Origin of the sequence: Cupriavidus taiwanensis LMG 19424 (assembly GCF_000069785.1) — a bacterium.
Lineage (GTDB): Bacteria > Pseudomonadota > Gammaproteobacteria > Burkholderiales > Burkholderiaceae > Cupriavidus > Cupriavidus taiwanensis.
Genome location: NC_010529.1, coordinates 88,032 through 112,787 on the forward strand (window position 1 = coordinate 88,032; position 24,756 = coordinate 112,787).

General features: G+C 61.1%; 23 protein-coding genes and 1 pseudogene. 7 read left to right on the top strand and 17 right to left on the bottom strand.

All coding sequences use genetic code 11. The features are described from left to right. Window positions 1-363: 363 nt before the first annotated feature. Both ligD and RALTA_RS27025 read right to left on the bottom strand, forming a co-directional pair. The gene (gene ligD, locus RALTA_RS27020) at window positions 364-2,901 is read right to left on the bottom strand and encodes a DNA ligase D (protein WP_012354470.1); all 2,538 of its coding nucleotides are present in this window, start codon (window positions 2,899-2,901) and stop codon (window positions 364-366) included. Window positions 2,902-2,934: 33 nt separating this feature from the next. After that, window positions 2,935-3,156: a DUF2188 domain-containing protein gene (locus RALTA_RS27025; RefSeq protein WP_018003845.1), complete on the bottom strand. Its 222-nt coding sequence runs from the start codon at window positions 3,154-3,156 to the stop codon at window positions 2,935-2,937. Between the two features lie 184 nt (window positions 3,157-3,340). Between RALTA_RS27025 and RALTA_RS27030 the strand changes: the two genes are divergently transcribed. Beyond that, entirely contained in the window at window positions 3,341-4,306 is a 966-nt protein-coding gene (locus RALTA_RS27030) for an SOS response-associated peptidase family protein (RefSeq protein ID WP_012354471.1), read from the top strand. 58 nt (window positions 4,307-4,364) lie between these two features. Next, window positions 4,365-4,814 (top strand): zinc-finger-containing protein, encoded by a 450-nt coding sequence (locus tag RALTA_RS27035; RefSeq protein ID WP_012354472.1) that lies wholly within the window; start codon window positions 4,365-4,367, stop codon window positions 4,812-4,814. Window positions 4,815-5,078: 264 nt separating this feature from the next. Here RALTA_RS27035 and RALTA_RS27040 read toward each other — a convergent pair whose 3' ends face one another. From RALTA_RS27040 to imuA, 4 genes are all read right to left on the bottom strand, one after another. Next, window positions 5,079-5,402, bottom strand: a complete 324-nt coding sequence (locus RALTA_RS27040) for a helix-turn-helix domain-containing protein (protein WP_012354473.1) — start codon at window positions 5,400-5,402, stop codon at window positions 5,079-5,081. Between the two features lie 117 nt (window positions 5,403-5,519). After that, window positions 5,520-8,672, bottom strand: coding sequence for an error-prone DNA polymerase (locus RALTA_RS27045; RefSeq protein ID WP_012354474.1), 3,153 nt, complete (start codon window positions 8,670-8,672; stop codon window positions 5,520-5,522). A gap of 5 nt (window positions 8,673-8,677) precedes the next feature. After that, a complete protein-coding gene (locus RALTA_RS27050) occupies window positions 8,678-10,144 on the bottom strand; it encodes a Y-family DNA polymerase (protein WP_012354475.1) in 1,467 nt (488 codons plus the stop codon). Continuing rightward, window positions 10,068-10,775 carry a translesion DNA synthesis-associated protein ImuA gene (imuA, locus tag RALTA_RS27055; RefSeq protein ID WP_012354476.1) on the bottom strand — a complete coding sequence of 236 codons (708 nt, stop codon included), beginning with the start codon at window positions 10,773-10,775 and terminating at the stop codon, window positions 10,068-10,070. Before imuA ends, RALTA_RS27050 begins: the two co-directional genes overlap by 77 nt. 574 nt (window positions 10,776-11,349) lie before the next feature. On the opposite strand from imuA, the gene RALTA_RS31115 reads away from it, so the two are divergent. After that, window positions 11,350-11,556: an ADP-ribosylglycohydrolase family protein gene (locus RALTA_RS31115; protein ID WP_370820324.1), complete on the top strand. Its 207-nt coding sequence runs from the start codon at window positions 11,350-11,352 to the stop codon at window positions 11,554-11,556. Here RALTA_RS31115 and RALTA_RS29365 read toward each other — a convergent pair. After that, window positions 11,524-11,721, bottom strand: a complete 198-nt coding sequence (locus RALTA_RS29365) for a hypothetical protein (protein ID WP_012354477.1) — start codon at window positions 11,719-11,721, stop codon at window positions 11,524-11,526. The two genes, RALTA_RS31115 and RALTA_RS29365, sit on opposite strands and share 33 nt — an antisense overlap. A gap of 229 nt (window positions 11,722-11,950) precedes the next feature. Here RALTA_RS29365 and RALTA_RS30460 point away from each other — a divergent pair, with 229 nt between their 5' ends. Further along, window positions 11,951-12,145 carry a hypothetical protein gene (locus tag RALTA_RS30460; protein ID WP_116311481.1) on the top strand — a complete coding sequence of 65 codons (195 nt, stop codon included), beginning with the start codon at window positions 11,951-11,953 and terminating at the stop codon, window positions 12,143-12,145. A 477-nt stretch (window positions 12,146-12,622) separates the two neighbouring features. Here RALTA_RS30460 and RALTA_RS30990 read toward each other — a convergent pair whose 3' ends face one another. Both RALTA_RS30990 and RALTA_RS29370 read right to left on the bottom strand, forming a co-directional pair. After that, window positions 12,623-12,754 carry a hypothetical protein gene (locus RALTA_RS30990; protein ID WP_256461665.1) on the bottom strand — a complete coding sequence of 44 codons (132 nt, stop codon included), beginning with the start codon at window positions 12,752-12,754 and terminating at the stop codon, window positions 12,623-12,625. A gap of 230 nt (window positions 12,755-12,984) precedes the next feature. After that, window positions 12,985-13,131, bottom strand: coding sequence for a DUF3096 domain-containing protein (locus RALTA_RS29370; RefSeq protein WP_081479560.1), 147 nt, complete (start codon window positions 13,129-13,131; stop codon window positions 12,985-12,987). A gap of 512 nt (window positions 13,132-13,643) precedes the next feature. Here RALTA_RS29370 and RALTA_RS27060 point away from each other — a divergent pair. Together RALTA_RS27060 and RALTA_RS27065 are read left to right on the top strand one after the other, a co-directional pair. Next, window positions 13,644-14,453 carry a PIN domain-containing protein gene (locus tag RALTA_RS27060; RefSeq protein ID WP_012354479.1) on the top strand — a complete coding sequence of 270 codons (810 nt, stop codon included), beginning with the start codon at window positions 13,644-13,646 and terminating at the stop codon, window positions 14,451-14,453. 420 nt (window positions 14,454-14,873) lie between these two features. Beyond that, window positions 14,874-16,340, top strand: a complete 1,467-nt coding sequence (locus RALTA_RS27065) for an ATP-binding protein (protein WP_012354480.1) — start codon at window positions 14,874-14,876, stop codon at window positions 16,338-16,340. A gap of 912 nt (window positions 16,341-17,252) precedes the next feature. On the opposite strand, the gene RALTA_RS27070 is transcribed toward RALTA_RS27065, so the two are convergent. Both RALTA_RS27070 and RALTA_RS27075 read right to left on the bottom strand, forming a co-directional pair. Next, complete coding sequence (locus tag RALTA_RS27070) at window positions 17,253-17,603, bottom strand: HVO_A0114 family putative DNA-binding protein (RefSeq protein ID WP_012354482.1); 351 nt, start codon at window positions 17,601-17,603, stop codon at window positions 17,253-17,255. After that, entirely contained in the window at window positions 17,600-17,965 is a 366-nt protein-coding gene (locus RALTA_RS27075) for a toxin-antitoxin system TumE family protein (protein ID WP_012354483.1), read from the bottom strand. The genes RALTA_RS27070 and RALTA_RS27075 overlap by 4 nt, the downstream gene beginning before the upstream one ends. 832 nt (window positions 17,966-18,797) lie before the next feature. On the opposite strand from RALTA_RS27075, the pseudogene RALTA_RS27080 reads away from it, so the two are divergent. Beyond that, window positions 18,798-21,002: pseudogene (locus RALTA_RS27080) on the top strand (SNF2-related protein); the annotation flags it as partial. On the opposite strand, the gene RALTA_RS31120 reads toward RALTA_RS27080, so the two are convergent. From RALTA_RS31120 to RALTA_RS27100, 6 genes are all read right to left on the bottom strand, one after another. Further along, complete coding sequence (locus tag RALTA_RS31120; protein ID WP_012354485.1) at window positions 20,977-21,828, bottom strand: hypothetical protein; 852 nt, start codon at window positions 21,826-21,828, stop codon at window positions 20,977-20,979. The pseudogene RALTA_RS27080 and the gene RALTA_RS31120 sit on opposite strands and share 26 nt — an antisense overlap. Window positions 21,829-22,217: 389 nt before the next feature. Continuing rightward, window positions 22,218-22,670, bottom strand: coding sequence for a DUF6527 family protein (locus RALTA_RS29385; RefSeq protein WP_012354486.1), 453 nt, complete (start codon window positions 22,668-22,670; stop codon window positions 22,218-22,220). Further along, on the bottom strand, window positions 22,667-23,839 hold the full coding sequence (locus tag RALTA_RS27090; protein WP_081479539.1) for a ThiF family adenylyltransferase: 1,173 nt from the start codon (window positions 23,837-23,839) through the stop codon (window positions 22,667-22,669). The genes RALTA_RS29385 and RALTA_RS27090 overlap by 4 nt, the downstream gene beginning before the upstream one ends. Further along, on the bottom strand, window positions 23,814-24,050 hold the full coding sequence (locus RALTA_RS27095; protein ID WP_012354488.1) for a multiubiquitin domain-containing protein: 237 nt from the start codon (window positions 24,048-24,050) through the stop codon (window positions 23,814-23,816). The genes RALTA_RS27090 and RALTA_RS27095 overlap by 26 nt, the downstream gene beginning before the upstream one ends. A gap of 170 nt (window positions 24,051-24,220) precedes the next feature. After that, window positions 24,221-24,406 carry a hypothetical protein gene (locus RALTA_RS30850; protein ID WP_012354489.1) on the bottom strand — a complete coding sequence of 62 codons (186 nt, stop codon included), beginning with the start codon at window positions 24,404-24,406 and terminating at the stop codon, window positions 24,221-24,223. Window positions 24,407-24,434: 28 nt separating this feature from the next. Then, the gene (locus RALTA_RS27100; RefSeq protein ID WP_025586725.1) at window positions 24,435-24,719 is read right to left on the bottom strand and encodes a DUF3892 domain-containing protein; all 285 of its coding nucleotides are present in this window, start codon (window positions 24,717-24,719) and stop codon (window positions 24,435-24,437) included. Window positions 24,720-24,756: the final 37 nt, after the last annotated feature.

Sequence of the window (24,756 nt, forward strand, 5' to 3'; positions counted from 1 at the left end):
TCGACAGACTCCTGATCAGGCAAATTGGTGATCATTCAGGGATATCCGGGTAACAAAGGACTGCCATTTTGCGAGCGCAGCTTGCACCGCTTCGTCGTGCGCAAATGCGCGAGGTCGTTACGGGGCGCGATCGCCAAAACCGTGAGCGAGCTATTGGCCATCAGTGACGAAGAGATCGGCATCATCCGGAAGAACCAGCGGTTAGTCTCGCAACTTGGTAGACCGGCCACCATGAGGCGCACCCTGTTTCCGAAAGTTGGCTCTCTGGTGCCTTTTTTGGACATTCATTCAAATTGGGCTCCCTGGCAATCATGAAAAAAGCGCCACGTCATTGACGGTACGCCGCTCTGGATGCGCCGTGGCTTAACTTAGCCGTTCGATCGCGTCGGTCAACATCTGTGGGGTTTCCCAATAGGACGACCATGGGTCCGCGACCTGGAAGCTCAGATATTCACGGGCATCCCGGATCGTCCATTGCCCGCCACTCTTGAGTTTCGGCAACTGCTCCCACGACACAGGCATTGAGACCCCAAGTCCGGGCCGGGCACGCGCTGAGAACGCGGCGGCGGTGGTTTGCGAGAAGCCATTGCGCAGGTAGTCGACGAAGATCTTTCCCTTGCGGTTGGTGGCGCCGGAACGTGCGGTGAAGCGCTGGGGCAGGGTGGCGGCCAGATGCTGAACTGCAGCCCGCGAGAAGGCTTTCACCTCATCGTAGGAATGCTGCGGTGCCAGCGGCACGACGACGTGTAGCCCCTTGCCGCCGCTCGTCTTCAGCCACGACTGCAGGCCCAGTTCGTCCAGCAGCGCGTGCACCAACATGGCGGCCTCGAGCATCGTCTCCCAAGCGACGCCTGCGCCGGGATCGAGGTCGAAGATGACCCGGTCAGGATGGTCGATGTCGCGGGCAGTGGAGTTCCAGGTGTGAAACTCCACCACATTCATCTGGGCGGCCGCGACAATCGCTTCGGCCGAGTCGGCCGTCAGCAGCGCGGCATGTCCCGGCCATAGGGACGCCGGCCGCTCGGTCAGCCCCGGCATCGCGGTTTCGGCATGCTTTTGGAAGAACGTCGGGGCATCGATGCCCTCCGGGGCGCGCACCAGCGATAGCGGGCGGTCCTTCAGATGGGGCAGCATCAGCATCGCGATGCTCTCGTAGTAGCGCACCAGTTCGACTTTGGTGATGCCCTCGGTCTTGTCGATCACGCGTTCGGGATTCGTGACCTTGATCGCGGCCATGCCGTGGGGTGTCACGGCGGTCTGAACCGCTTCGCGCCGGATCGACTTCGCGGCATGGTCGGTGCGCAGGCCCTTGAACGAGGCGTGGCGAACATGGCCTTCGGGCGTCCACTCGGAGAATTCCACTTCGGCGACCAGCGTCGGCTTAACCCATTGCACAGCGGTGGCGCGGCGGCCTCCCCATCGACGGCTCGCTCGGGCTTCCGTCGAAAATGGGCTTTTGTCCACTTGCAGTTTCACGAGCCGCTTGCGCAGGTCCGTCGCCGCGGCGCTGTCCCAGCCCGTACCGACGCCGCCGGTGTAACGCAGTTCGCCGTCGGCGTAGACGCCAAGATAGAGTCTGCCGACCTCAGTACGGGAGCCTTCGCGATCGGAATAGCCACCAATGACGAACTCCTGACGCAGCTTGCACTTCGCCTTCAGCCAGCTCTGCGTACGTGCCGAGACATAGGGCGAATCTGCGCGCTTGAACATCAAGCCTTCCAGGCCGAGCTGGCACGCCGCCTGAAACATCTGGGTCGCCGGCGCGTCGAAGGCTTCGCTGAAGCGAACGCGCTCCGTGCGCTCCGCGACCAGCGCGGCCAGTTGGGCCCGGCGCTGCACCAGCGGCAAGCTGCGCAGATCGCGGCCTTCCAAGTAGGGCAGGTCGAAGGCGAAGTAGACGATGGCGTCATTGCGATGGCCGTCAATGGCATTCTGCAAGGCGTTGAAATCCGGCACGCCGTCGCGCAGCACGACAATCTCGCCGTCCAGCCAGCCTTCCGAGATGTCCAGCTTCTCGATCTCCGCCGCCAGCGAAGCCAGCTTCCGGGTCCAGTCATGCCCATTTCGGGTAAAGAGCGTGACCCCGGCGTCGGAGATCCTGGCCAGGATCCGGTAGCCGTCGAACTTGTTCTCGATGATCCAGCCGGTGCCGGCGGGAAGTGTTGGCGACAGCGTGGCCAGTTGCGGGGCGAGCTTTGCGGGCAGCGGGGCACGGGGCGCGCGCTTGACGGCGGTGGCGGGATCCTCGTCGAGGACCGCGACAGATTCCTTGTCGCCATCCTCTGCATTGAGCGCGCCCAAGGGCTTGGCGATGACGCTGTCCGGCAGCGCCGTCAGCACATCGAATTCCGACAACGTGCGCGCCCACGCGTCGCGTTTCTTGAACAGGATCCACTGCTCGGATTTGTCGCCGGGCTTGGCGATGCGCACCAGTTCCCAGCGGCCGGCAAGCTTTTCGCCGTGGAGATCGAAGAGTAGCTTGCCCGCGGCCATGCCTTCGCGGGGATCGCCGACCGGTACCCAGGTGCCGCGGTCCCAAACAATCACCGATCCGGCGCCGTATTGCTTGGGCGGGATTTCGCCTTCGAATGCGGCATAGTCGAGCGGGTGGTCTTCGACATGGATGGCGATACGTTTTTCCGCAGGATCGTAGCTCGGTCCCTTTGGCACGGCCCAGCTGAGCAGCACGCCATCGAGCTCCAACCGAAAGTCGTAGTGCAGTCGGCGAGCCCAATGCTTCTGGATGACGAAGCTCAAGCGTGCTGGCTTCTTTCGCCGCGCTTTCCGTCCCGCTGGCTCAGGGGTGATGCTGAAATCGCGCTTCTTCTCATAGCGCTCAAGCGGCGGCGATGGCTCCGTCTCGCCGCGCTTGGTTCTGCGCCTCGCGTGGGTTGTGGCCATCGAATGAACGGTCCCTTGTCAGCCGCACGCCGGCTAGCCCTTGATGTCGCGCGGATCGTGGCCGAAGGAATTGCGCTCCCGAATCTGCCCGTCCCGGCCGTGGATCAGCAATTCGACCTGTTCCTGCTGCGCTTTCGCCGTGCCAGCCGCGATCGCGTCTTCCTGCCGCTTAAATTCCTGGCGCTGGCCGCCGCCCTCATGCTCAATCGCCCAGCCGTCGCCAGCGGGTACGACGTGGATGTTCTTGCCTGGCATGTTCATCTCCTAACTTGTCTCTGAATGCTGTCAGCGTCGGCGCTTCGCGACCACTCCGCTATCCGGCGGCGTCCGACAAGCCGCGTGCAACAGACGCCGCTTTTTGCTGCATTGATTCGGATGACCGTAGAATTGGGGGAGGGCAGCATCCCGAGCCGCTACAGGATTACTGGAGGAAACCAACATGTGCTATTCGGCGCAGATCCAGGCCAGCTACCGCAAGTACGTGCGCGACTTCGGCGCACTCATCAGCCTTGAGCGCTTTATCGATCTTTTCTGGGAAAAGCGACGTGATGGAGGCTGGTCGAAGCTACCCAGGGCCATGCGTGCGGCATTCGAGGCGCCGACCAACGAGGGTGAGTGTGCCATTGCGGACCTGATCGCCGCAGCAGAACAAGAGCAGGCTGGCGTCTTTGAGGCAGAGCTGTTCCAGCAGAAGACGCGTCTGACGACTGCCGAGCGCACGCTGGCCACCAAGCCGACGAAGAAGGCGGAGAACGACCAGCGCATCGCCACCGACAAAACTTCTCGCGCCCAGCGCAACCTCGCCGACCTGCAGCGCACAGAGTTGCTGCCTCGCGATTCGCGGATATTTCCAGGACACTACGCGCCCGTGCTCGTCGTTGAGGATGGCCAGTTCACCGTCATTCCGATGCGCTATCAATGCCGCCTGCCAGGCTGGACTGCGGCAATGGAACGGCAGAAGCCCGGGACCTACAATGCGCGACGCGACAATCTGAAGAAGGCCTGGCGCCAGCTCTACGGCTACAAGCACGGCATCGTGATCGTCAATGCCTTCTACGAGAACGTCGCGCGCCATAAGATGGAGCATCGCGATCTTGCGCCGGGCGAGGTTGAAGAGAACGTGGTTCTGGAGTTCCGTCCGGAGCCGCAGCAGGACATGCTGGTGGCCTGCCTGTGGTCCTGCACAAAAGGAGGGGAGGGCGAAGCCGACCTCTATTCGTTCGCCGCAATCACTGATGAACCGCCGGCCGAAGTGGCTGCCGCTGGTCACGACCGATGCGTCGTTCCGATCCAGCGCGAAAGCGTCGACGCATGGTTGCACCCAGATCCGAAGAATTTAGCGGCACTCGATGCCGTTCTCGAAGAGCGCAGCCGTCCCTTCTACGAGCACCGTCTGGCCGCGTAGCGTCGAGCGCATCCCGTAAAATTCCTCACTTCTCAACTTGCGCTGCAGAGGTCAGACCATGCGCGTTGGCCGCCCAATTCCTGTGCTTCCCCAGCCGGTATGCGATGACTGCGGCGCCAAGGCGAATTTGGCACGCGCGGGCGATGAAACGTATCCTTATCTCGAAGATCACGGACCTGTGTGGATTTGCACCGCCTGCCAGGCCTGGATCGGCGTGCGGGCACGCAGCAAGCACAACGCGCCCCTCGGTCGACTGGCCAACGCGGCGTTGCGCGAGCGCAAAAGCCAGCTGCACGATGCGCTTGAGCCTTTGGTCGCGGCAAAGATGCGGCGCGACGGCGTCAATGCTTTCGCGGCTCGCGGCAAAGCCATGAAATGGGTCATTGCGTCGCTTGGTATGGCCGTCGCAACGCCAAGCATTCATGCATTGTCGCTGGAACAATGCGAACAGGCGATCCAATTCATCGCAGAGTTTCAGGCTTCCCGTCATTCAGATCGGACTGCTTGAACCGAAGTCGCCAGTTCGGCGCCGCGCCAGATGATGACGTCGACGGTTCTCGGTTGCCGCGTTATGGAGACGATACATTTCGAGATGCCGGGCCGCTTGGACACCGCCACTATGCCGGCCCAGCGCCCATCCCGTGAGACATGAATCGCCAATGGATATTGACGCCAATCTCCCGGCGCGATCGCTTCAACGCAGCATGTTGACGGCCTGGCAAAGTGATCAGCGACCCTCGAAGCGTTCACAGCCCCCTTCGCGTGAGATCCGTCATGGCTGCGTCGTTGGCGCGGCTAGCGCACCAGTCAAGGCTATTTTGGCACCGGACTTCTTGAGCACCGGCCCCCAATCGGTCAATCGATAAACGGGACCGAGCTTCTCGATACGAACCGCTGCCTGCTCAGCCGCTTGCCGAACCAACATTGTCACCGTCTTCTTGTCGATGCCGCTCCGCGCCGCCACCTTGACCAGGGTCGCGTCGGGGATCTCGTCGATCGCGGCGAGGACTGCAAGCATGCGTCGCAGGTCGCCCCTCGGGTATTGCGGCACTTCGCTATCAGCTAGCATCCAATCGCCCCCGTCACGATAGGCCAAGCGGTACTGCCGTCCGGTAGGTTCCGTTGCGAGACAGTATGCAAGGGATCAAGGTGCTTTTCAATGCACGATCACGACACTTGGGCGTCCCCGGAACATCCGCAGGGTACTGCGTTGTCAGCAAAAATTCCGGCTGGCCGTATCGAGCCGGCCGAGCATCGACGAGAGATCCACCACGCGCTGAGCGATGAGGTGACGGACCTCGCCCTCGCATTGCCACTGACCATAGATGCCGGCCATCCTCGCCCCGAGGACTTCTTTGCGGAAGCGTTCGAAGACCCCTGGCCAGACAATCACGTTGACCACACCGGTCTCATCCTCCAGCGTCATGAAGATGACGCCATTCGAGGTGCTCGGGCGCTGTCGCACGGTGACCAGGCCTGCGGCACGAGCGGTTTGCCGCGGCTGGTATTGCGCCAGCTCTGCGGCGGACACGAAACGTCGAGCGGATAGCATCGGGCGCAGCAAGGCAAGCGGGTGGCGACGCAGTGTCAGGCCCATCGCCCGGTAGTCGCCAACGATCTCCTCGCCCTCGGTTGCCGGCACCAATTCGGCGGACTCCTCGGCCAGCTCGGTGGCACGCAGCATGTCCTTGTCCGGTACCGCTGCGGCGGCCTGCCACAGGGCTTGACGGCGCCCGCCCGTGATCGACGCCAGCGCATTGCCGCTGGCCAGCACCTGCAGGTCGTGCCGATCGAGTGCGGCGCGACGCGCCAGCTCTGCCGTGCTGGCGAACGGCCGTATCGCGCGGGCCTCCTCGATGCGCTGCGCGGCCTCGCGACGCATGCCGCGTAGGAGGGACAGGCCCAATCGCACCGCCGGCCGTGAGCCTGCGTGGAAGGGTTCGAGTGCGGAATCCCAACCGCTCACCGCCACATCGGCAGGCAATACGGTAACGCCGTGGCGCTTGGCATCCTGCACCAGCTGCGAGGGCGTGTAGAAGCCCATGGGCTGACTGTTCAGCATCGCACAGAGAAAGGCTTCGGGCTCATGGCATTTCAGCCAGGCGCTGGCGTAGACGAGCAGCGCAAAGCTGGCTGCATGGCTTTCCGGGAAGCCGTACTCACCAAACCCCTGGATCTGCCGGAAGATGCTTTCGGCAAACTCGCGATCGTAGCCGCGCTCGAGCATGCCCGAGACGATCCGATCGTAGTACTTGTCGATGCCACCCTTGCGCTTCCACGCGGCCATAGCGCGCCGTAGCTGGTCGGCTTCCCCGGCCGAGAAGCCGGCGGCCAGCATGGCCACCTGCATCACCTGCTCCTGGAAGATCGGCACGCCGAGCGTGCGCGACAGCGCTTTTTCCATCGCGGCACTCGGATAGGTGACTGGCTCGAAGCCCTGTCGCCGGCGCAGGTAAGGGTGCACCATGCCGCCCTGGACGGGTCCGGGTCGCACGATCGCCACCTCGATGACCAGGTCGTAGAACGTGCGCGGCTGCAGGCGGGGCAGCATCGACATCTGCGCACGCGACTCGATCTGGAACACGCCAACGGTATCGGCACGGCAGATCATCTCGTAAGTTGCATGGTCTTCCGCCGGAATGTCCTGCAGCTCGAAGGCCTCGCCGCGCTGTTCCGCAACGAGGTCGAGCGCGCGTCGCACGGCGGACAGCATGCCGAGCGCCAGGACGTCGACTTTGAGCAGACCCAAGGCGTCCAGATCGTCCTTGTCCCACTGGATCACGCTCCGGTCTGCCATCGCGGCGTTTTCGATGGGCACGAGGCGCGAGAGCTTGCCTCGCGCCAACACGAAGCCGCCCGTGTGCTGCGACAGGTGGCGGGGGAAACCCAACAACGAGACGGCCATGTGCGCCCATCGTTGGGACAACTCGGCTTCCGCATCCACGCCGCTTTCAGCGAAGCGCTTCAGCAGGTCCGCTTTCCCGTCGAACCAGTGATGCGACTTGGCCACCAGATCCACAATCGCAGGATCGACGCCGAGCGCCTTGCCGGTGTCGCGCAGGGCGCTGCGCGGGCGATAAGTCGTCACCGCGGCGGCAAGCGCGGCCCGGTCTCGCCCGTACTTGCGATACAGGTACTGGATGACCTCCTCGCGTCGCTGGTGCTCGAAGTCGACGTCGATGTCCGGTGGCTCACCGCGCTCCTTGGAAATGAAGCGCTCGAACAGGAGATTACCGCGTGCGGGGTCGACCTCCGTGATGCCCAGGCAGTAGCAGATCGCGGAATTGGCCGCCGAGCCGCGACCCTGACAGAGGATCCCGTTCGAGCGCGCAAAGCGCACGATATCGCTCACCGTCAAAAAGTACCGCTCATAATCCATGTCCCGGACGAGCGCGAGTTCATGCTCGATCTGCTGCTGCACGGCAAGTGGGATGCCAGCCGGGAAGCGGCGGTGGGCCCCCGCATAGGTTTCGGTGCGCAGGTAATCGGCCGGTGTGGTGCCGTCCGGAACCACCTCGTCAGGGTATTCGTATCGCAACTCATCCAGGGAGAATTGGCAGAGATTGGCGATGTGGACCGCTTCGGTCAGGTAGCGGTGCGGGTAGATGTTGGCCAGTCGCAGGCGCGAGCGCAGATGCTGCTCGGCATTCGGTGCCAGGTCGTAGCCGCACTCCGGAACAGGACGGCCAACACGGATCGCCGTCAGCACGTCGAGCATCGGTTTGCGCGAGCGCACGTGCATGGTGACGCAGCCGGTGGCCACGACGCGCAGATGGTGGCGGGCCGCCGCCGCCTCGACGGTGCCACGATGGATGTCGTCCAGCGGACGGTACAGCAGGTTCAGCCCCATCCAGGCCCGTCCGGCAAAGGTCGCGCTCACCCACGCAGCCTGGAGGTCCAGCCTGTCCGCCGGGGCACCGTAATCCGGCGTGAAGATGATGAGGCAGTCGGGCAGGCCCTTGAGGTGCTGGTGGGGCGCCTCTGGCGCGGCGAGATCGCGTGGCGTCAGGACATACGAACCCTTGGCGGCGCGCATGCGGGCCAGCGTGATCAGCTCGCAGAGGTTGCCGTAGCCTTCCCGGTTGCGAGCCAGGGCCACAACGGACAGGGCAGGGGAGCCGTCGGCATTCTGCAGGTGGAAGGAGGCCCCCACGACCAGGCGCATGCCGGCCTTCTTCGCTTCCGTATGCGCGCGCACGATCCCAGCCAGCGAGCATTCGTCCGTGATCGCGAGCGCATGGTAGCCCAACTGCGCCGCGCGCTCCGCCAGCTCTTCCGGACGGGACGCACCCGTGAGAAAGGAGAAGTTGGACAGGCAATGCAGTTCCGCATAGTCGGGCAGGCCTGTTGCGAGAATCTCGCCCATGGCGGTTATCCGAAGAGACCATGGAGGTACCACCGCGATTCGTCGCCTTCGCGGCTGCCCATCCGCTCCTGGAAGATCCAGTAGCAGGTGTGGTCCTTACCTTGCGCCACGAAGTAATCGCGCGTGACCACTTGGCCGCCCCACCAGCCGGCTTCGATGCGCTCGGGTGGCGAAACGATATGCAGGGGCGAACCGTAGAACGGCCGGTGATCCCGCTCGATGAGCGGGACCGGCTTGCCCAACAGCCAGGTTGGTCGAGGCAGGGCTGCCGGCAGGGACACGCGTGCAGGCTTCTCGGTGGCCGGTCGCCATGCGTTGGCCACCTCGGGGCGGTAGTCTGCCTGCAAGCAGGGCTGGCGAACCCTGTCGGCGCCGAGGCGCGCGCTGAGCAGCTCGAGTAGCCGGGCGTGATCGGCATGCGTCCCGCCGGGTTCCGGGAAGAGGGACTCCGTGGGCGGTGCCATGGGCTCCGTGTCGATCGCGGACACGGCCACGGCGATCATCGGGGCTTCGACGACAACGAGGGCGAGCCGCTCCTTGAGGATGCGGATCAGATGTTCCTCATGCCAGTTGGGCTCGGCGAGCGCAATCTCGATCGTCGTCGGCGGGATGGCCGCGCGGCCGCGCTCGTGGCGCAATGCCACATGGAACCGCTTGATGGCCAGGTGCCGGGCGGTCAACCAACCCACCATCTGCACCAACAGGCCGCGAACATACGCCAGCGTCTGTTCGGCATTCTCGATGCGATCCGGCAGATCCACCGTCGCATCGAATGCTGGGGGAGCTTCGACCCACTCGAAGATTTCCGGGGCCTCCCCGTAGGCGCGATCCAGGGCATCCAGGAAGTCAGCGCCGCAGCGGCGCTGCAGACCGGCGCGAGGCAGGCGGCGCAGGTCCTCCAGCGTCAGGCAGCCCAGGCCTTCGAACCAGTCGGCAAACTTGCGCGCGGCGGGCAAGGCGTGAATCGGCAGGCCGGCCATCCTGCGTTGCAACGACGCCGTAGTCAAGGCGGTGCCACCGCCGGTGCGCGCCAGCAGCCACGCTCCCTGCGCCGTCGGGGCGCTGCCGACCATCGTGCTGAAGCCCATCGTCTGGACGGTCCCCATGATCCGTCGGCGGAGTTTGCGCGGGCCACCGAAGAGTCGTAGCGTGGTGCTGACGTCGATCAGGACCGCAGCTTCATCTGCAGCGGCGACATTCGGCGAAAACTGCAGCGTCGCCATGGTGACTCTCGCCAGTGCGTCCTCTTCCTTGCCGGCATCGCGATCAAACAGGATGGCGGCTGGCGCGATGGTTTGCACGCCGCCGCGGCGCATGCCCGGCTTGACGCCCGCAGCCAGGGCCAGGGGCGTAGCGAGATGGACCCGTTCCTTGTCGAGGACGGCAACGGCCAGTTCAGTGGTGGACCAGGTCGGCCGGAAGACTTCGAGAGGGAGCGACGGCAGGCGTAGGCAGATCCACAGGCGCAGCATGGCGATACAACAAAATGGGGGACGGTTCCAGCGCGACGAGCAGAGGGGTCTCTTGCTGCGGCCCGCGGCGCTTGACGAAGTTGACGGTGACGCCGCCGACGGCAGGCTCGAGGGCCAGGCGCAACGGTGACGGCGAGGCATCCCGCGCGCACGCAGCGGGGCGCACCACGAAGAAGAGCGTGTCCGAGGTTTGTGCGGCCAGGTGCAGGCGCCGTAGCGCGTCGTTGCGAAGGTGGGACTGCCAGAGAATCAAGGCGCCACAAGTCCCGGCCCGCAAGGTCTGCTCGGCCGCCCAAAGGACATCGGCAGTCCGTTGCGCATCAATCCACAGCAGCCGCTCCGGCGATATTCCCCAGCTCACCAATGAAAGGGCTTGTGGGGCGTGCGGCGGCGCCAGGAGCACGATCGGACGTCCAGATCGGGCCACGAGCGTGGGGCGCAGCAGCCGGAGTTCGCCGATGCCAGGTTGCTGCAGTAAGAGTTCCACCTGGCTGCCGATGGGCCATCCTCCGCCCGGCAACTCCTTGTCCAGCGCGGTATAGCCCGTCGAGGCGGTGCGCGCGTTGTCCCGGGCCAGTTGTGAGGCGACCCAAAGTGACGGATGGATGGTTTCAGGGGCGACGGTGAGCATTGGCAAGTCCTGTCACCAGAGTACTGTATATTTATACAGTTGTCACCTAGACGGAACGCCACGCCGCTCGGACCCGAAAAGCTGTATGAAGCCGGAATTAGTCGGAGTTAAAGGTGCGCTATATTTCACTCGACTACCGATTAGCCGGCGCGTAGACCGTGGTCTGAATCCCGGATTCGCCACCATTTATTTGAAAAGCCGCGCTCCCAACAGGGTTCGCCGCTTTTTGCTTTCGACTGCTGCCGAGGGTCTCACACAGAACCCGCCACCTTGCCGCTTGCAATGTGGCATACCGGCAGCGACGAAGAACTGGTCCGAGATGCTCGCCTTCAGTCACGGCCTACTCACGCCTATCCCCGGTCACTGGCGGTCTGTGCGTCTACTGTTTGGTCGCAAGGGGCTACTTATGCAAGCTTCCCGATCCGTGGTCATGGGCAGACCGCGGTCTTGACGAGATTTACCAAGACTGGCCTGGTGAACGAGAGCGCAAGGTTTTTCTGCATGGAGTGGATGTGCTGCGCAGCTTCCCGAAACCTGATTAGCCACGCGGATCCGGATACTGCATCGATGCGGTCTGGTCTACGCACATGGCAATGCAGGAAACGTCGTTCGAAGATGTCGTCCAACCGCGATCCTATTCGGTCACGATACCGACACCACGGCGTGCGTCGGCGGGGGACTGGCTGGCATCAAGTTCGGTCTGCCGGGAATCCGACGCGCTGGCTGCGTCAGCTTCGCGGGTCCGCAATCAGCGAATTCGCGCAACGGCTTGCAGGAATGAATGGCCGTGCGGCGTGACGCGAGGTAGCTGCCGCCCAGAAGCCAGAAGTTCCACGGTTACATAGTGACGTTCCAGCAGGGCGTGAAGGTCCGCACGGTCCAACTCGATTTGTTCAGGCGCATCGTTGACCACCTTCAGCGTTGCAAATTCATGCGGACTCAGCATTCGTGTCTCCCTGATAGTTTTGTGCCTCACTGCCTCTCACGTCGATGGTGGTCTGCTGCGAAAATTTAGAGGAAGGATTCTAACGCCGGAAGTTGACTTTCTGACGTAAATCTTACTCAGTGAATTCCCCTAACCCGAAATGCGTATGCTGCTCAGGTCGGATGAAAGGTATTCTTCTCAACAAGCGCCCAAGAGCGTGCAAGCACCGCCAAGACGGTGAAGGGGAGATATGTACGTCAGCTATCGAGTGGTCCCACGGGTGGAGGTGGTGACAAGCGGAATCTTCCCGCCCGGCGTACTGATCATCGCCTATGACGATGACGTGCCGATGAACGAACTGGTCTGGGACGGCGTCAATCCGGTTGCCGCCTACGATGACGCGATTGGTTGTGGCAGAAATACTGGCGCTGCGGGTTCGATCTAAGGTTGAGAAATCGACCCAACAAACCGACATCCGACTACCAGCTATCCAGGCGATACTGCAACGGATCGCCTCGACAGGTCATTGGGAACCTGAACAGGTTCTCCCTCTCGGCCCAACCATCGCCAAGCATGTGTGCCGGACCTCTCGGCGTCGTCGCATCTGACAATAGGAACCGGTGCTATGCAAGCAAATGTTGTTCGTGGAAAAGCATTTACCCTTCACTGGAACAACGGATGGGGTGAGCACTACAAAGGGGCCGTCACGCTGGTACTGCGGACCGCTCCAAACAAGGAAAGGATTGAGACGTATCAGTGCGATCAGACACGTTCTGAACGCGCCTTGGCGCAGGCAGACGCCGACCAATTATTCACACTGAAGACGAACGAAGTTGTGACGGCACGACCCTAACGGCGCAGGCTGCCAACTTGCGCCCCGACTATGGCTGTTGTCCGGGCAATTCACTGACCGGCCCACTGGTCAAAGCGACCACGCGACATACAGCAGGCCGAATGCCAGAATGCAGGCCCCTAGAATCAGGTAATACCGGCTGCCATGATGGGTGTCACCGGCACGATAGGCGTGGTGGGAGTGCTGGATGTGAGGCTTCATGGTGCTCCTGATGGGGAACTGGTACTAGTTAGACCTTAGACAGGCCCCGTTTCTCATGCAGATTCTGTGCCTGCGGGCTAATTCGCGCTTCTTTTCACCGCAGTCCACGTAACTCCGGTTCTGAGACGGCCCAGCCGCGACGGAATTAGCTGTCAAATCATTGATTTCTTGGGGATCGCAGTCCGGCGAATTCCGGTGCCTCACAAAACTGCACAGGTCACAGCATCCGCTCAGTGCAGATGTCCGCCAAACAGTCCGAGCAGTCCGATGACGATTAGGTAGATGGCGACGATGTAGTTGAGCAGTCGCGGCATGACAAGAATCAGGATGCCGGCAATCAGCGAGATGAGAGGCCCAGCGCTGGTGACAATGGTGATGTCTTTCATGATGCCCTCGCTATATGCTGCGATGGCACCAGTTTCGCGCTATGCAGCACGGCGGGATAGCCGAGGCTGTCCTACACGCTCGGCGACACCTTTGTCGCCATGCGGGGTCAGGGTAGTGATCTAGCCGCCCAGCCAGGGGTGCCAGAGGAAAAACGGAAGTTCTGCCAGAATTTGACGACCCTGGCAGCCAAACTCGGCGACGGCCTGGTGCTCGACCGGCTCTGAACGACCGCAGATTCAACCGGCCATTGCCTCAGTCGCCGCTACTATTTCTGCTTCCCGATCAAGGGTGATCTCGACCGAGTGTTGGCCACTATCGTCAGAGCGCAAGCTCCGGCTTTCGAAGACTCTCTTCACACCTCGCACCTTGGGTTAAATTGGTGTCGAAACCAAAAACATCGGGAGGCATGAGTTATGGGGGTCATTCGGGAGAGGATCGACTGGCGCGTCACCTTGGCGGACGCGGCATCGACGCAATCGGCTGGGATGCGACGGGAGATTAGATGATGAGCGCCGACGCCGTCGTGCTGGTCGACTTCGAGAGCGTCCAGGACATCGACTTCTCCCAGTTGTGTGGCTCGCGTCTGGTGGTGTTCGCTGGCGAGATCCAGAAGAAGGTCCCCATCGAAGTGGCGATGGGGCTGCAGGCGCTAGGCGAGCGCGCCCGGTGGGTTCGCTCAAGCGGAATCGGGCCCAACGCGCTCGACTTCCACATTGCCTTCGAGATCGGCCGCATGGTGGAGAAGGGCGAGAAAGGGCCCGTGTTCGTGCTTTCCCACGACCGGGGTTTCGATTCTCTGCTCACCTGGCTCGGCACGAAGCTTGGGATTCCTGCGCGGCGCGTGACCGCGCTCGCCGAGGCGTTTCGGGCCAGCCCGGCGGACACGGGGGCCGCCGAGGGTCAAGCCTCTGGTCCGGCTCAGCCGAGCCCCACGCCCGCACAGCCCGCGCGCGCGACGCCGGCTCCGGCGGCTTTCCCAAAGCCGAGCGCGAACGCCAAGCCTGCGGCCCACACGCCTCCGAAGGCGGCCAAGGCGGCCTCCGTGAAAACGCCCGCCAAAAAGGCCGCGCAGCCCCAGTCAGGCAACGACAAGAAGGGCAGTGCCAAGCCGAACGCCGAGCTCACGCGCCAGATCCTGGCCCGCTCGCAGAAGGTTGCCCGGCCGCGCCGACGAGTGACCTTGGCGAAGCACATCCACGCCATGTTTAAGGTGCACGCCATCGCCGAGCGCGAGGTTGAGTCCATCATCGCCAAGCTCATCGCCAACCGCTCCATCAGCGACGTCGAAGGGGCGATCACCTACCATTTCTGACTCGTCGGTTGGCGGGGGAGCGCGATAGGGCCGCCGCAATATTGGCGGCCTCGGCGTGCGGGCTAAGCCGCGGCCAGGGGCTATTGCCATGGCTGCACCATCCAGATCCCAATGGCGACCGCGCAGCGTCGAGGCCGCCCGAATGCGGCCAATGCCGGTAGGCATCCGAGAGAGGAGCTGCCCCTGTGCAAGCAAGGGGCTCTGGCCTTTCGAACCGGTCCCTACGGTGAGTTCCGTTCGTCCTTTCCCGCTTGCAGCTACAAGCCCAAGAAGCCGGGAACCTCGCCCTGTCCGCGGATTCGTAGAGACCAGACGGCACCGGAAGTCCTGGCTCTCATGCGCCAATAGCGAGCGGACGATTTCGGTCGGGTAAAATTCTAGTCTGCGCCGCAGGCAAAGCGCACCCCTTTCATCGTCAGCATGAACCTACCATCCGCACAAGAGAGGCCTGCGAGCCTCGTTCGCGAACTCTGTAAGCTGCCAACGGAGACCGAGTGGCTTGAGTTCAAGCGCAATCGAGTGGACCACGAGCAAATCGGTGAGTACATCTCGGCATTGTCGAATTCTGCGGCTCTGGCCAACCGTGCCCACGGGTATTTGATATGGGGAGTCGACGATGCCAGTCATGAACTCGTCGGCACGATGTTCGACCCCAAGGCCGCGAAGGTGGGCAACGAAGAGCTGGAGAACTGGCTATTGCGCCTGCTCAGCCCGAAAATTCTATTCTCTTTCGAGTCCGTGGAAGTTGATGGTCAACGCGTTGTCGTACTCGAAGTTGGTCGCGCTTACCGGCATCCGGTTCAGTTCATGCACAATGAATTTGTCAGGATCGGGTCGCTGAAGAAGAAGCTGAAGGAATTTCCGGAAAAAGAGCGCGAGCTCTGGCGCATCTTTGACGAGACACCATTCGAGGCAATGGTCGCTCGCCGCGACGCTTCGGACGAGGAGGTTGTGTCTCTCCTCGACTATCCGGCGTACTTCGATCTGGCAGGAATTCCATTGCCGGAAAACCGCTCCCAGGTCTTGGAGCGCTTGGCCGCGGAAAGCCTGATCCGGCGCAACGATAGCGGATCTTGGGACATCACCAACCTTGGCGCTATTTTGTTCGCCAAGCGCCTGGAAGACTTCAGTGGACTGCGGCGCAAAGCAGTGCGGGTAATCGCCTACGAAGGCAGAGATCGCGTCAGCACCCTTCGCGAGCAGGTTGGTGCGAAGGGGTACGCGGCTGGCTTTGAGGGATTGATCGGTTACATCAATGCTTTGCTGCCGTCCAACGAGATCATCGGCAAGGCTATCCGAAAGGATGTTCCCATGTATCCGGAATTGGCAGTGCGGGAGCTTGCGGCCAACGCGCTCATCCATCAGGATTTTGGCTTGGGAGGAGCAGGGCCGATGATAGAGATCTTTAAGGACCGGATGGAGGTGACAAATCCTGGTAGTCCACTCATCAATGTCGAGAGATTCCTGGATACGCCCCCGCGTTCGCGGAACGAAGGGCTTGCTTCCCTCATGCGGCGCTTCGGCATCTGCGAGGAACGGGGAAGCGGCGTGGATAAGGTAGTGTCGGTCACGGAGGCTTACCAGCTGCCCGCTCCGGAGTTCTCGACAGTTTCCGACCATACGCGGGCAACCTTATTCGCGCACAAAGAACTTACGAAAATGGACAAATCCGACCGAGTGCGTGCTTGCTACCTGCATGCATGCCTTCGGTACGTCCAGCGCGACTATATGACCAATGCGAGTTTGCGAGATCGGTTCGGCATTCCGGTCCAGAACAGTGCGACGGCGTCGCGACTGATCAAGGAGGCCGTGGAGGGTGGCATGCTTCGGCCGTACGATGAGACTGCAGGCCGCAAGTTCATGAAGTATGTGCCGTACTGGGCATAGCTTATTTGACAACTAGCTTCGTACTTTGCTGCGCAGGATCGCCTAAAAGTGGAAACACCAATAAAATCAATGTGTTACGAGACACGCTCTTTTTGATGGTCATTTGATAGCAGCACCATCTCTGTGCTCCATGCGTCGTGGTTCAACGCGAGGCAATGTGCCTATAAAGCCTCTCGGAGAACTCTTCGGAGCGGACAGGGCGCGCCCCATCCCGGGCAACCATAGACGCCGCCCGCAACTACCTGTAGTCCTTCGCCATATCTTAACTTTCACACTTGAAAGTCCGGCGCATTTACCACGGAATGGTTCCGTTCGTTTCTGAGCCCATTGTCTAAGCCGTCGGACGCTTGAACGATCCAGACACGATAACCATTTAACATAAGTATTCTTATGCGCTCTGTGGCGTAGAAAGCACTTTATGGCGGAGCCTGCGACTGTCTCCGGGATCGGCTCGGACATGCCGGAACAGTCTGTTGGGAGGGATTAGCTGTCACCGGGCTAACGACTCGCCTGCATACGTAGTCGACTGGCACGGTTGGTCACGTTCGAGCGGCGTGGAGCAGAGATGCTCATAGGCCCGGGAATGGCGGGAACCGAGGTCATTACAGTAAGCATGCGTGAGTTAGACAGGCTCCAGATCGTCCAGGCGGTCGTGGATGGTCAGTTGCGGCCAGGCGTGGCCGCCGAACGGCTGGGAGATCACGGATCGGCAATTCCGGCGGCTGCTGGAGCGTTATCGGCAAGAAGGCTCATCCGGGCTGGTTTCTCTCGCCGGCGCGGTCGAACTGAGCCATTGGTGAATGCCCCCCGCCAATCTCCTCGACGGAGGCATTTTGGACGGTGAGGTCTGCGTGCTAGACGACGGTCGCAGCGACTTCGCCCCTGCGACACGCAGCGGCTCTGAGGGGGTCGTTAAGCGGCAAGGATTCGGAAATCCGTAGCTTTGGCGACCGGGCGCACATGGTTCTTCTCACGTTTGAGGTCGACGATGCCATAGTTGGACATTGTTTTCAGCGTACGCGATAGGTTGCCGGGCTTGCGGCCCGTAGCTTGTGCGAGTTCTGAGATGGATTCCGGCTTGGTCTCGGTGATGACCCTCAACAAAGCACGATTGTCGTCGCTCAGCACTTCGGCCAACGACTTCATGGAAGTGAACCAGATCTTAGGCTCGCTGGCCTTCGGCCTGTACTCACCCCGCGCAATTGCCAACACGCGCTCACGGATTTTCTCTTGCGGCATGATGCCAATCACAATGGTTTTCATCTCTTCTTCACCTCCGACAGAACGCGGTCAACGTCTGCGAAAAAGTCGTTCATCAGTTGCTGTGCATCCTTGAATTCGTAGGGCACCCCTTTATCCGACACGTGCCTGTGCTTGTGGTCATAAGCCAAAATGCGTCCGGCATACTTAAATTTCTTGGGCGGCTTCACTGCATGCGCGTTGTCATACCCAAGAATTCTCTTGCCATACGGCTCATGCAGGGTGAGGGAGTACCTGATGCCATGGGGAATCTCCTTCGATATTTCGACTTGCCAGGCTTCGAGCTTGATCCAGTAACCGCCCCCTTGATCGAGGATCGAACCATGCAGGTCAAGCAGGGTATCAATAGCCGTGTCTCGTTTCATACCTAACTATATCACCTGCTGATAAAGTAGAAAAAGCGGGGTTCCCGATCTAGCCGGCGCGTCACCAAGCCATGATGCTAATGGCGCACATTTGGAGTAGAAACAACGTTTTGAAGGCTTTCGAAGTTCGCACAGGAATCGCATTCTTGCCGCCCTCCCGCGAATTGGTGACACCAGCGGTGACACGTTTACCGAGTTCCGCCCCGTGCGCTCGAACAAGGCGGCCTTGAACCGGACGCTCCGGTAGGCCAACCGCATGCGGTACGCAACGCTGTTGGATCGGCTGTGCCGGCATCTGGTCTTTCGCTCGCCTCGGTGCACCGGCCAGAGGAGAGCTGACGCCGCAATCCCCCAATGTGACCACTGACCAGCGGCGTCAGGCAGTCCCCGGCTGCGGACTGGGCCAGCCTGCGCAGCCGCGCACCTCGTGGGCACCATGCTCGAAGCATGGCATCATCGTAGCGGAGGCGTGCACAGCCCGCATCGCAATTCGATTCGTTCTGCCACCATGGTCATCGTCCAGACCCAATACCGGCGCGCCCTCGACCCGTGGCCAGCGACAGCGAAGACGCCGCTTGGTGGGACCGCTGTCACCACGACTGGACACAAGTGGGCGATACATCGCTGGCGGCAGTCGCGCCCGTACGCCTCCATCCTGATCACCCTGCGCCGGGCCTCGACGCCTTGGCTGCGCCACTCGGCGCCCTCCCCTCTGACCGACGCCGGCATGTCCAGACCGTTCGGGCTTGACGGAACTGGATCGTTTCCATATCCGCCGGCAGCCTCCCCGCGTAGAATGCTCCCCGCGTTGTCAACCTGAAGCCCTCGGCCGATGTCTGTCTCCTACGACCCCAGGCAAATCGCAGCATGGCTGGACTCCTTCACGGTGTCCAAGGCCCGCTCCTATGCGAGCGCAGTCTCGGAACTCCGCTGGATCGACGGGGATACTTTAGCGGGTCTGGTGCAAGGCACACGTTCGCGTCCGTACGACGTGCGTGCGTATTTCCACGACATCGACGAAGACATGTGGGTGGAAGGGGAATGCACGTGTCCGGTCGGCGTTGACTGCAAGCACGTTGCCGCGCTGCTGATCGCCGGGCTTGCGCTTCAGCCCAAGCCATCGGCCACTGGCGTGCGCGCCGAACTGGTGACCTGGCTCGAAGGTTTTCGCGCCCGACGCACGGCGGCCACTCCCGCTGCCAAGAAAAAGTCTGCCAAAGCCACGCATGCACTGGCTTACGTGATTGAACAATCCTATCGCGGCGCCGAGATCTTTCTGTACAAGGCCCGCGTGGGCGCTGACGGGACGATTCGCTCGCTGGACGATCCGTGGCAGAACGTGGAGAAAGCGCTGATCCAGCCGCCGAAATTTGTCACCGAGGAAGATCTGCCGATCCTGCGCGGGCTGTGGCTGGGCCGCTCTGGCGCCTATTCCGGAGGTTTCAGTTTAGAGGGCACAACCGGTGCCGCTACCCTGGAGAAGCTGATCGCTACCGGCCGCCTGTTTGCCTCTTCCGCTGTGGGTACGATGCACCCCGGAACGCCCTGTCTCGTGCACAGCGGGCCCGCACGCAGCGCACAGATTACGTGGCAAGCGCAGGCCGACTCACGCGTGCGGCCAGTCTTGCAGGCCGAGCCACCCGCCACCCTGTTGCTGACGACCACCCAGCCATGCTGGTATGTGGATGCGCATTCGGGCGAATCCGGACTCCTCGCCTTACCGTGGCCCGCGGAGCAGGTCGCGGATTTCCTGTCGATGCCGGCCATCACGCTCGACGAAGCGGCACTCGTTGGCAGTGTGCTACGTGAAATTGCCCCGGACCTCCCTGCGCCACCAGCGGCCGACGCGTCGTCCATTCAGATGATCGACTCCGTACCGGTCCCAGTCCTGGCTCTGGATACCCTGCCGGTCTGGGGCGCGGGCTGGTCGCCGTCTGCTTCCCAGGGCGGATTGGATTTTGCGACGGTCAGCTTTGATTACGCGAGTCACAGCCTTCCCGCAAACAGCAACACGACCCTGGTTCGAACCGCTGGCGGTGAAGTCATACAGATCCGAAGGTCAACTGAGCTCGAGCGCAAACGTCTGACAGAGCTACAGAAGGCCGGTTTCCGAAAGATTCCGGCCCATCGCGCTCAGGGCCCGAAAGCGTTTCCGCCTGGCTTGCTGGGCCCCGAGGATGACGGCGGCTGGCCAGACCTCATGACGCTGGTATTGCCCGCGCTCCGGGCAAGCGGCTGGCGCGTCGTCATGACCGACGCGTTTCGACACAACGTGATCGAGATCGAGGCCATTGACGGCAACTTGCGTCCGACCGGCGATGGCTGGTTTGACGTCGAGATGGGCATCACCGTCAATGGTCGCACGGTGCGCCTGGAACTACTGCTGGCAGACCTCTTTCGTCGGGACTCGCGCTGGCTGTCAGGCCAGCTCGAGACCATCGCTGACGACGAAGCGATCGACCTGAAAACCGATCGCAACGAACGGCTGCGCCTACGGGCGGACCGGCTCAAGCCGGTCGTGCGCGTGCTGATCGACCTGTTCGACTCGCTGGGCACCGGCATGCGCATTTCCAAGTGGGATGCGGCGCGACTCCATGCCCTGGATCAGACCGGGCGCTGGCAGTTTCATGGCGACGCATCGATCCGATTGCTCGCGCAGCGTCTGATGGCGGGTCGTGGCGTGACGGACGTGCCAGTGCCGCGTGGGCTGAAGGCCGACCTGCGTGCTTACCAGCGCCAGGGACTTGCCTGGATGCAGTTCCTGCGCGAGCACGGGCTATCCGGCGTGCTTGCCGACGATATGGGCCTCGGCAAGACCATCCAGGCACTTGCACACATCCTCACCGAAAAGGAACGTGGCAGGCTGGACCGGCCAGCACTGATCGTCGTGCCGACCACGCTCATGCACAACTGGTGCGAGGAAGCGCAGCGCTTCACTCCGAGGCTACGCGTGCTGGCTCTGCACGGATCCCAGCGTCACGAGCGCTTTGACCAGATCGGCGAGCATGATCTCATCCTGACCACCTACGCTTTGCTTCGATTCGACCCAGTAGCCATTCGTAGACGGTTGGTCCAGTGTGCTCCTTTGCCGCCCAGTGGGCGATGTCGTGCAACTGCTCGTCAATCCGACGAAACTTCGCATCGTTTACCTGGCGCAGTCGCTCGAGGTTCTGTCGAATGGCTTCCCGGTTGAGCATCGCATTGTCCGCGGTCAACTGCTTGGAGTACTCGCGCTGGAAACGGTCAAGAAATTCGACGAATTCGCTCCATTGCCGTTGGACCGAGGCTGTCTGCATTAGGTGGCGCACGAGTTCCTGGAAGTAATCGATGCCTTCGGTTAGGTCCTCGATAACCTTCTCGGCGTACTCGTAGGCGTCGACCAGGTCGTGAGCATCGCCGCGGGCTTGAAGCGCTGCTTCGAGCGCATTGCGGCAGCCGCGCATGTTTCGCTGGCGACTTCGACCCGGCCGGTCAAGCATCCAGAGCGCCTCGGCAAGGAGTTTGCCCGGGCGCGAGAATCGAAATGCCGTGACCAGGCCATGCCGGTCTGCGAACTGTTCAAGCCAGCCGTCGGTCAGAAGGGCCCGCATCAGCAGGTTCGTCAGTTGCACTGGCTCACCGTCTGCGCTGCTGAATTCGTCGGGCTCAGCTTCCGTGGTCAGCCGGTCGGGGTTGTCACGCACGACCGCCATGAGCAGTTCGCGTAGCAAGTCACGCGTCATTGTGTGCGCATAGTCGGCTGCTGGCCCGTGCAGGCGCTCGTACAAAGCGCGCAAGCAAGCGACAACGAGCTCCCGACGTGAGCTGTTCAGGGGCCTGAAGAAACGTTTGCGCTCGGCCTCGAAGAACACGGGTTGACTCATGGAATATTTCCCCCGTGCAGCGGCGGCAGCGAGACGACCTGAGGAACGAGGTCCCTCATTTCACCACCTTCTTGGCGACAGACTTCTTGAGCGGCACGGGCTCGTCGTCCGATGATCGATGGCCAGCACCTCAATGCTGTGGCACTGGCGGTAGCCAAGGATAAGCACTTCAAACATGTTGGCAAATCGGCGACCTTTTCCAACGGTCGCCGCCTCCCAAGCCCCCCCGGAATTGCAACGTTAGCTTGATGGTTGCCACTTCGGTTTTGGTCCTTGCGTGCACCACAGCGCCCTCTCTCGGCTTCAGGTATTGCCCCTTATATCGTAGTTCGAAATCCCCCTCAACCACCGACTAGCGGGGTCTGGCGCCTACCGATAAAGGCGCAGAACTAAGTGTTCCACCACTTGCGCAGCAAATCTATCAGCTGACGAATAAGTCCCGGCGCTGTTCCCGAGGTTGGAGGGTTGTTCCCAGTCTGCCTTTCCGACGCGGCATTGGTTCGACTGACATAGCGCTCCATGTCGCGCCGATCACGCTGCCGTACCGATTCAATGGCTTTGGCATCGAATGCTCCGGCCTTGATTACCTGGTTCCGGATTATGTTGTAGTGTGACTTACAGGCGTATTTCCAGTTTCCAACAGATGGCAAAAGGGTCACCGCCTCTCCCTCTTTCCGGATTCGCCATTTCGCTGGGTTTAGCGGTGTGATAACCTTTTCACCGCAACCACAGCAGCAAAGATGGGCAGCAGTCTCGAACTCCTCACTAATATAAAGGACGCCCTCTTCTAAATTGGCTGGAAAATGTTCCACATATTCCGGGCGGATCGTGCGTATCTTCATTGATGGGTGCACTGGTTCCAGGAGCACTTATAATTGATCACGTTTGGCGAGATTTCATCCGTAAAGAACTGCAGATGCTGCTTGTATCGGATTAAGGCTAAATTTGCGTTGATCGAATTGAGCTCAGCCAATTGAATGTTGCCATAGACTGCCTCATCGGAATCATCGGCAGTCGGAAGGGAGTCAACCAGATACGCGGTGTCTGGTGTGACCAATGTTACCCGCGCCCGGCCGTGTAGCTTGAGAAGATCCGGCTTCTTGTCCACACCAATGCCTACATCAATGAACGGGATACGGGCGTTCGCCAAGTACCGTGCGATGAGACCGCGCGACGGGCCATGGTCGACCGCAATAAATACAAACTGACAATCGTGCAATTGCCCGAGGTTGGCTTCGGCCACCATCTCCGGATGACTAACAATGCCGGTTCTGAACTGGCTGAAGGTTTGCTGCAGAAGGTCCGTCTTCTTGTGCTTACCGTACACAGTTTCTATTGGCAGTGCGCCCGGCACCCGGAACGCATTATGTGGCTCGATGATATCACCATCAAACAGGTGAATCTCTGCCACCGGCGTCTTCGCCAGACCGTCGAGAATATAAGCCCCGGTTCCACCTAGCCCGACGATCGCCACCTTTTTAAGCTCAAGTTTGGCCTCGTATGCTTCGAGCCCGGCCCTCGCAGTGGCCCAGTTCGGATAGTGAAAAACCGACGCCGTGTCCCGGCGTGTAAAGCTACCCCTCCCGCGCGCACTAGCCGTGGAATCAATGGCCGAAGCGTAGCTGCCTAGTTTGCGAATGTAGTGGGTCAGCTTGTTGTAATAGCAACTGAGCATATCGCCGATTGGTTCCGGCTTATATGAAAGTTGGCAAAGTGCAGTTCGCCCCGCCACAGTCTGGGGAGTGGAATTAGCCACCATCGCACTTTCCAGCGAAACACCGTCATCCCTGTATGGAATCGACCCAGTAAAAAACACCCAGTGGTCGAGGATCGCGGGTACGCCGGCATGCTCGGCGTACGTCGAAATCATAGTCCCATAGCCAAGCGTACGGGACTGCTTGACATAAGGCACCCTGTGGACGATCAGGTGGCTGCCTTCAAGGCTGATCTCGTAACCCTCGTCAACGAGACGCTGCAAGTCGGCATTAGGAGCGGTTCGATTTGCCAGCATCAAATTTCATCCCATTCTCGAGATCCACCGATTGACCGGGCGTCAAGCTTCCCACCTTATGACCGTGCTTCCAATCCACGTCATACAAGCCAAGGTCAACGCCCGACACGTTAATGTTGGCCAACTCCAAAACTTTCTCGAAAGTGATTTGTGGGCCCGTCACCTTCTTGGGGTCCGTGTTGATGAAAATCTGAAACTCATGGGGATTCATAGTGGTCCTCGTTAGGCAGTAATTCAAAGGTCTAAACGTGCGTCATTGCACGCACAACAATGCATACAACACATCACTTCAATGCAAGTTAACTCGGCCCCCATTGCACTGGTGAACGGTGTCGGCCTCAAACCGGGCATTCCAGCTGCCCGTAGAAAGTGACGCGATGATTAGCGACTGCTGTTCGGCGTGATCTTTACTGGAGTCCAGGTACGCCCAGGCTTAGTCGTCGTGGGCAGTGACCTGTTGTCTGGCACTGTGGCGTAGTTCCGCTGCTTGCCACCGCGCGGACCAATCTCCTGGTAGATCCCGCCCTTGTTTCCGGTGCTTTCACCCGGCTTCTTCGTGGTCACCATAGGGACCTCCTTAGGTAGATTGGCGTTACTACAACGGACACTGGTTCAGCGCCAGCAGGTTGTTGTTCCAGCGGCCGTCCGCATGTGTGCGCAGATACGGTGCCTTCCCAGCGTCCCGGACCACGCCAATGTCGGCGCGCTTGCCTGTAGACGGGTCCAACACATAGAACGTGTTGGTCTTGGCATCGATGCTTTGGATTACCTGTTCGCGTGTCCACATCCAATCCGCGGCTGGATTACCCAGATGTGTGATGTGTTCGTGCGGGCTCTGTGGGTTGGGCTTACTGATACAAGTTACACGTGCGTCAGCCATAACAATCTTCCTTTCTTTCTTGCTGCTGCCAGAAGCG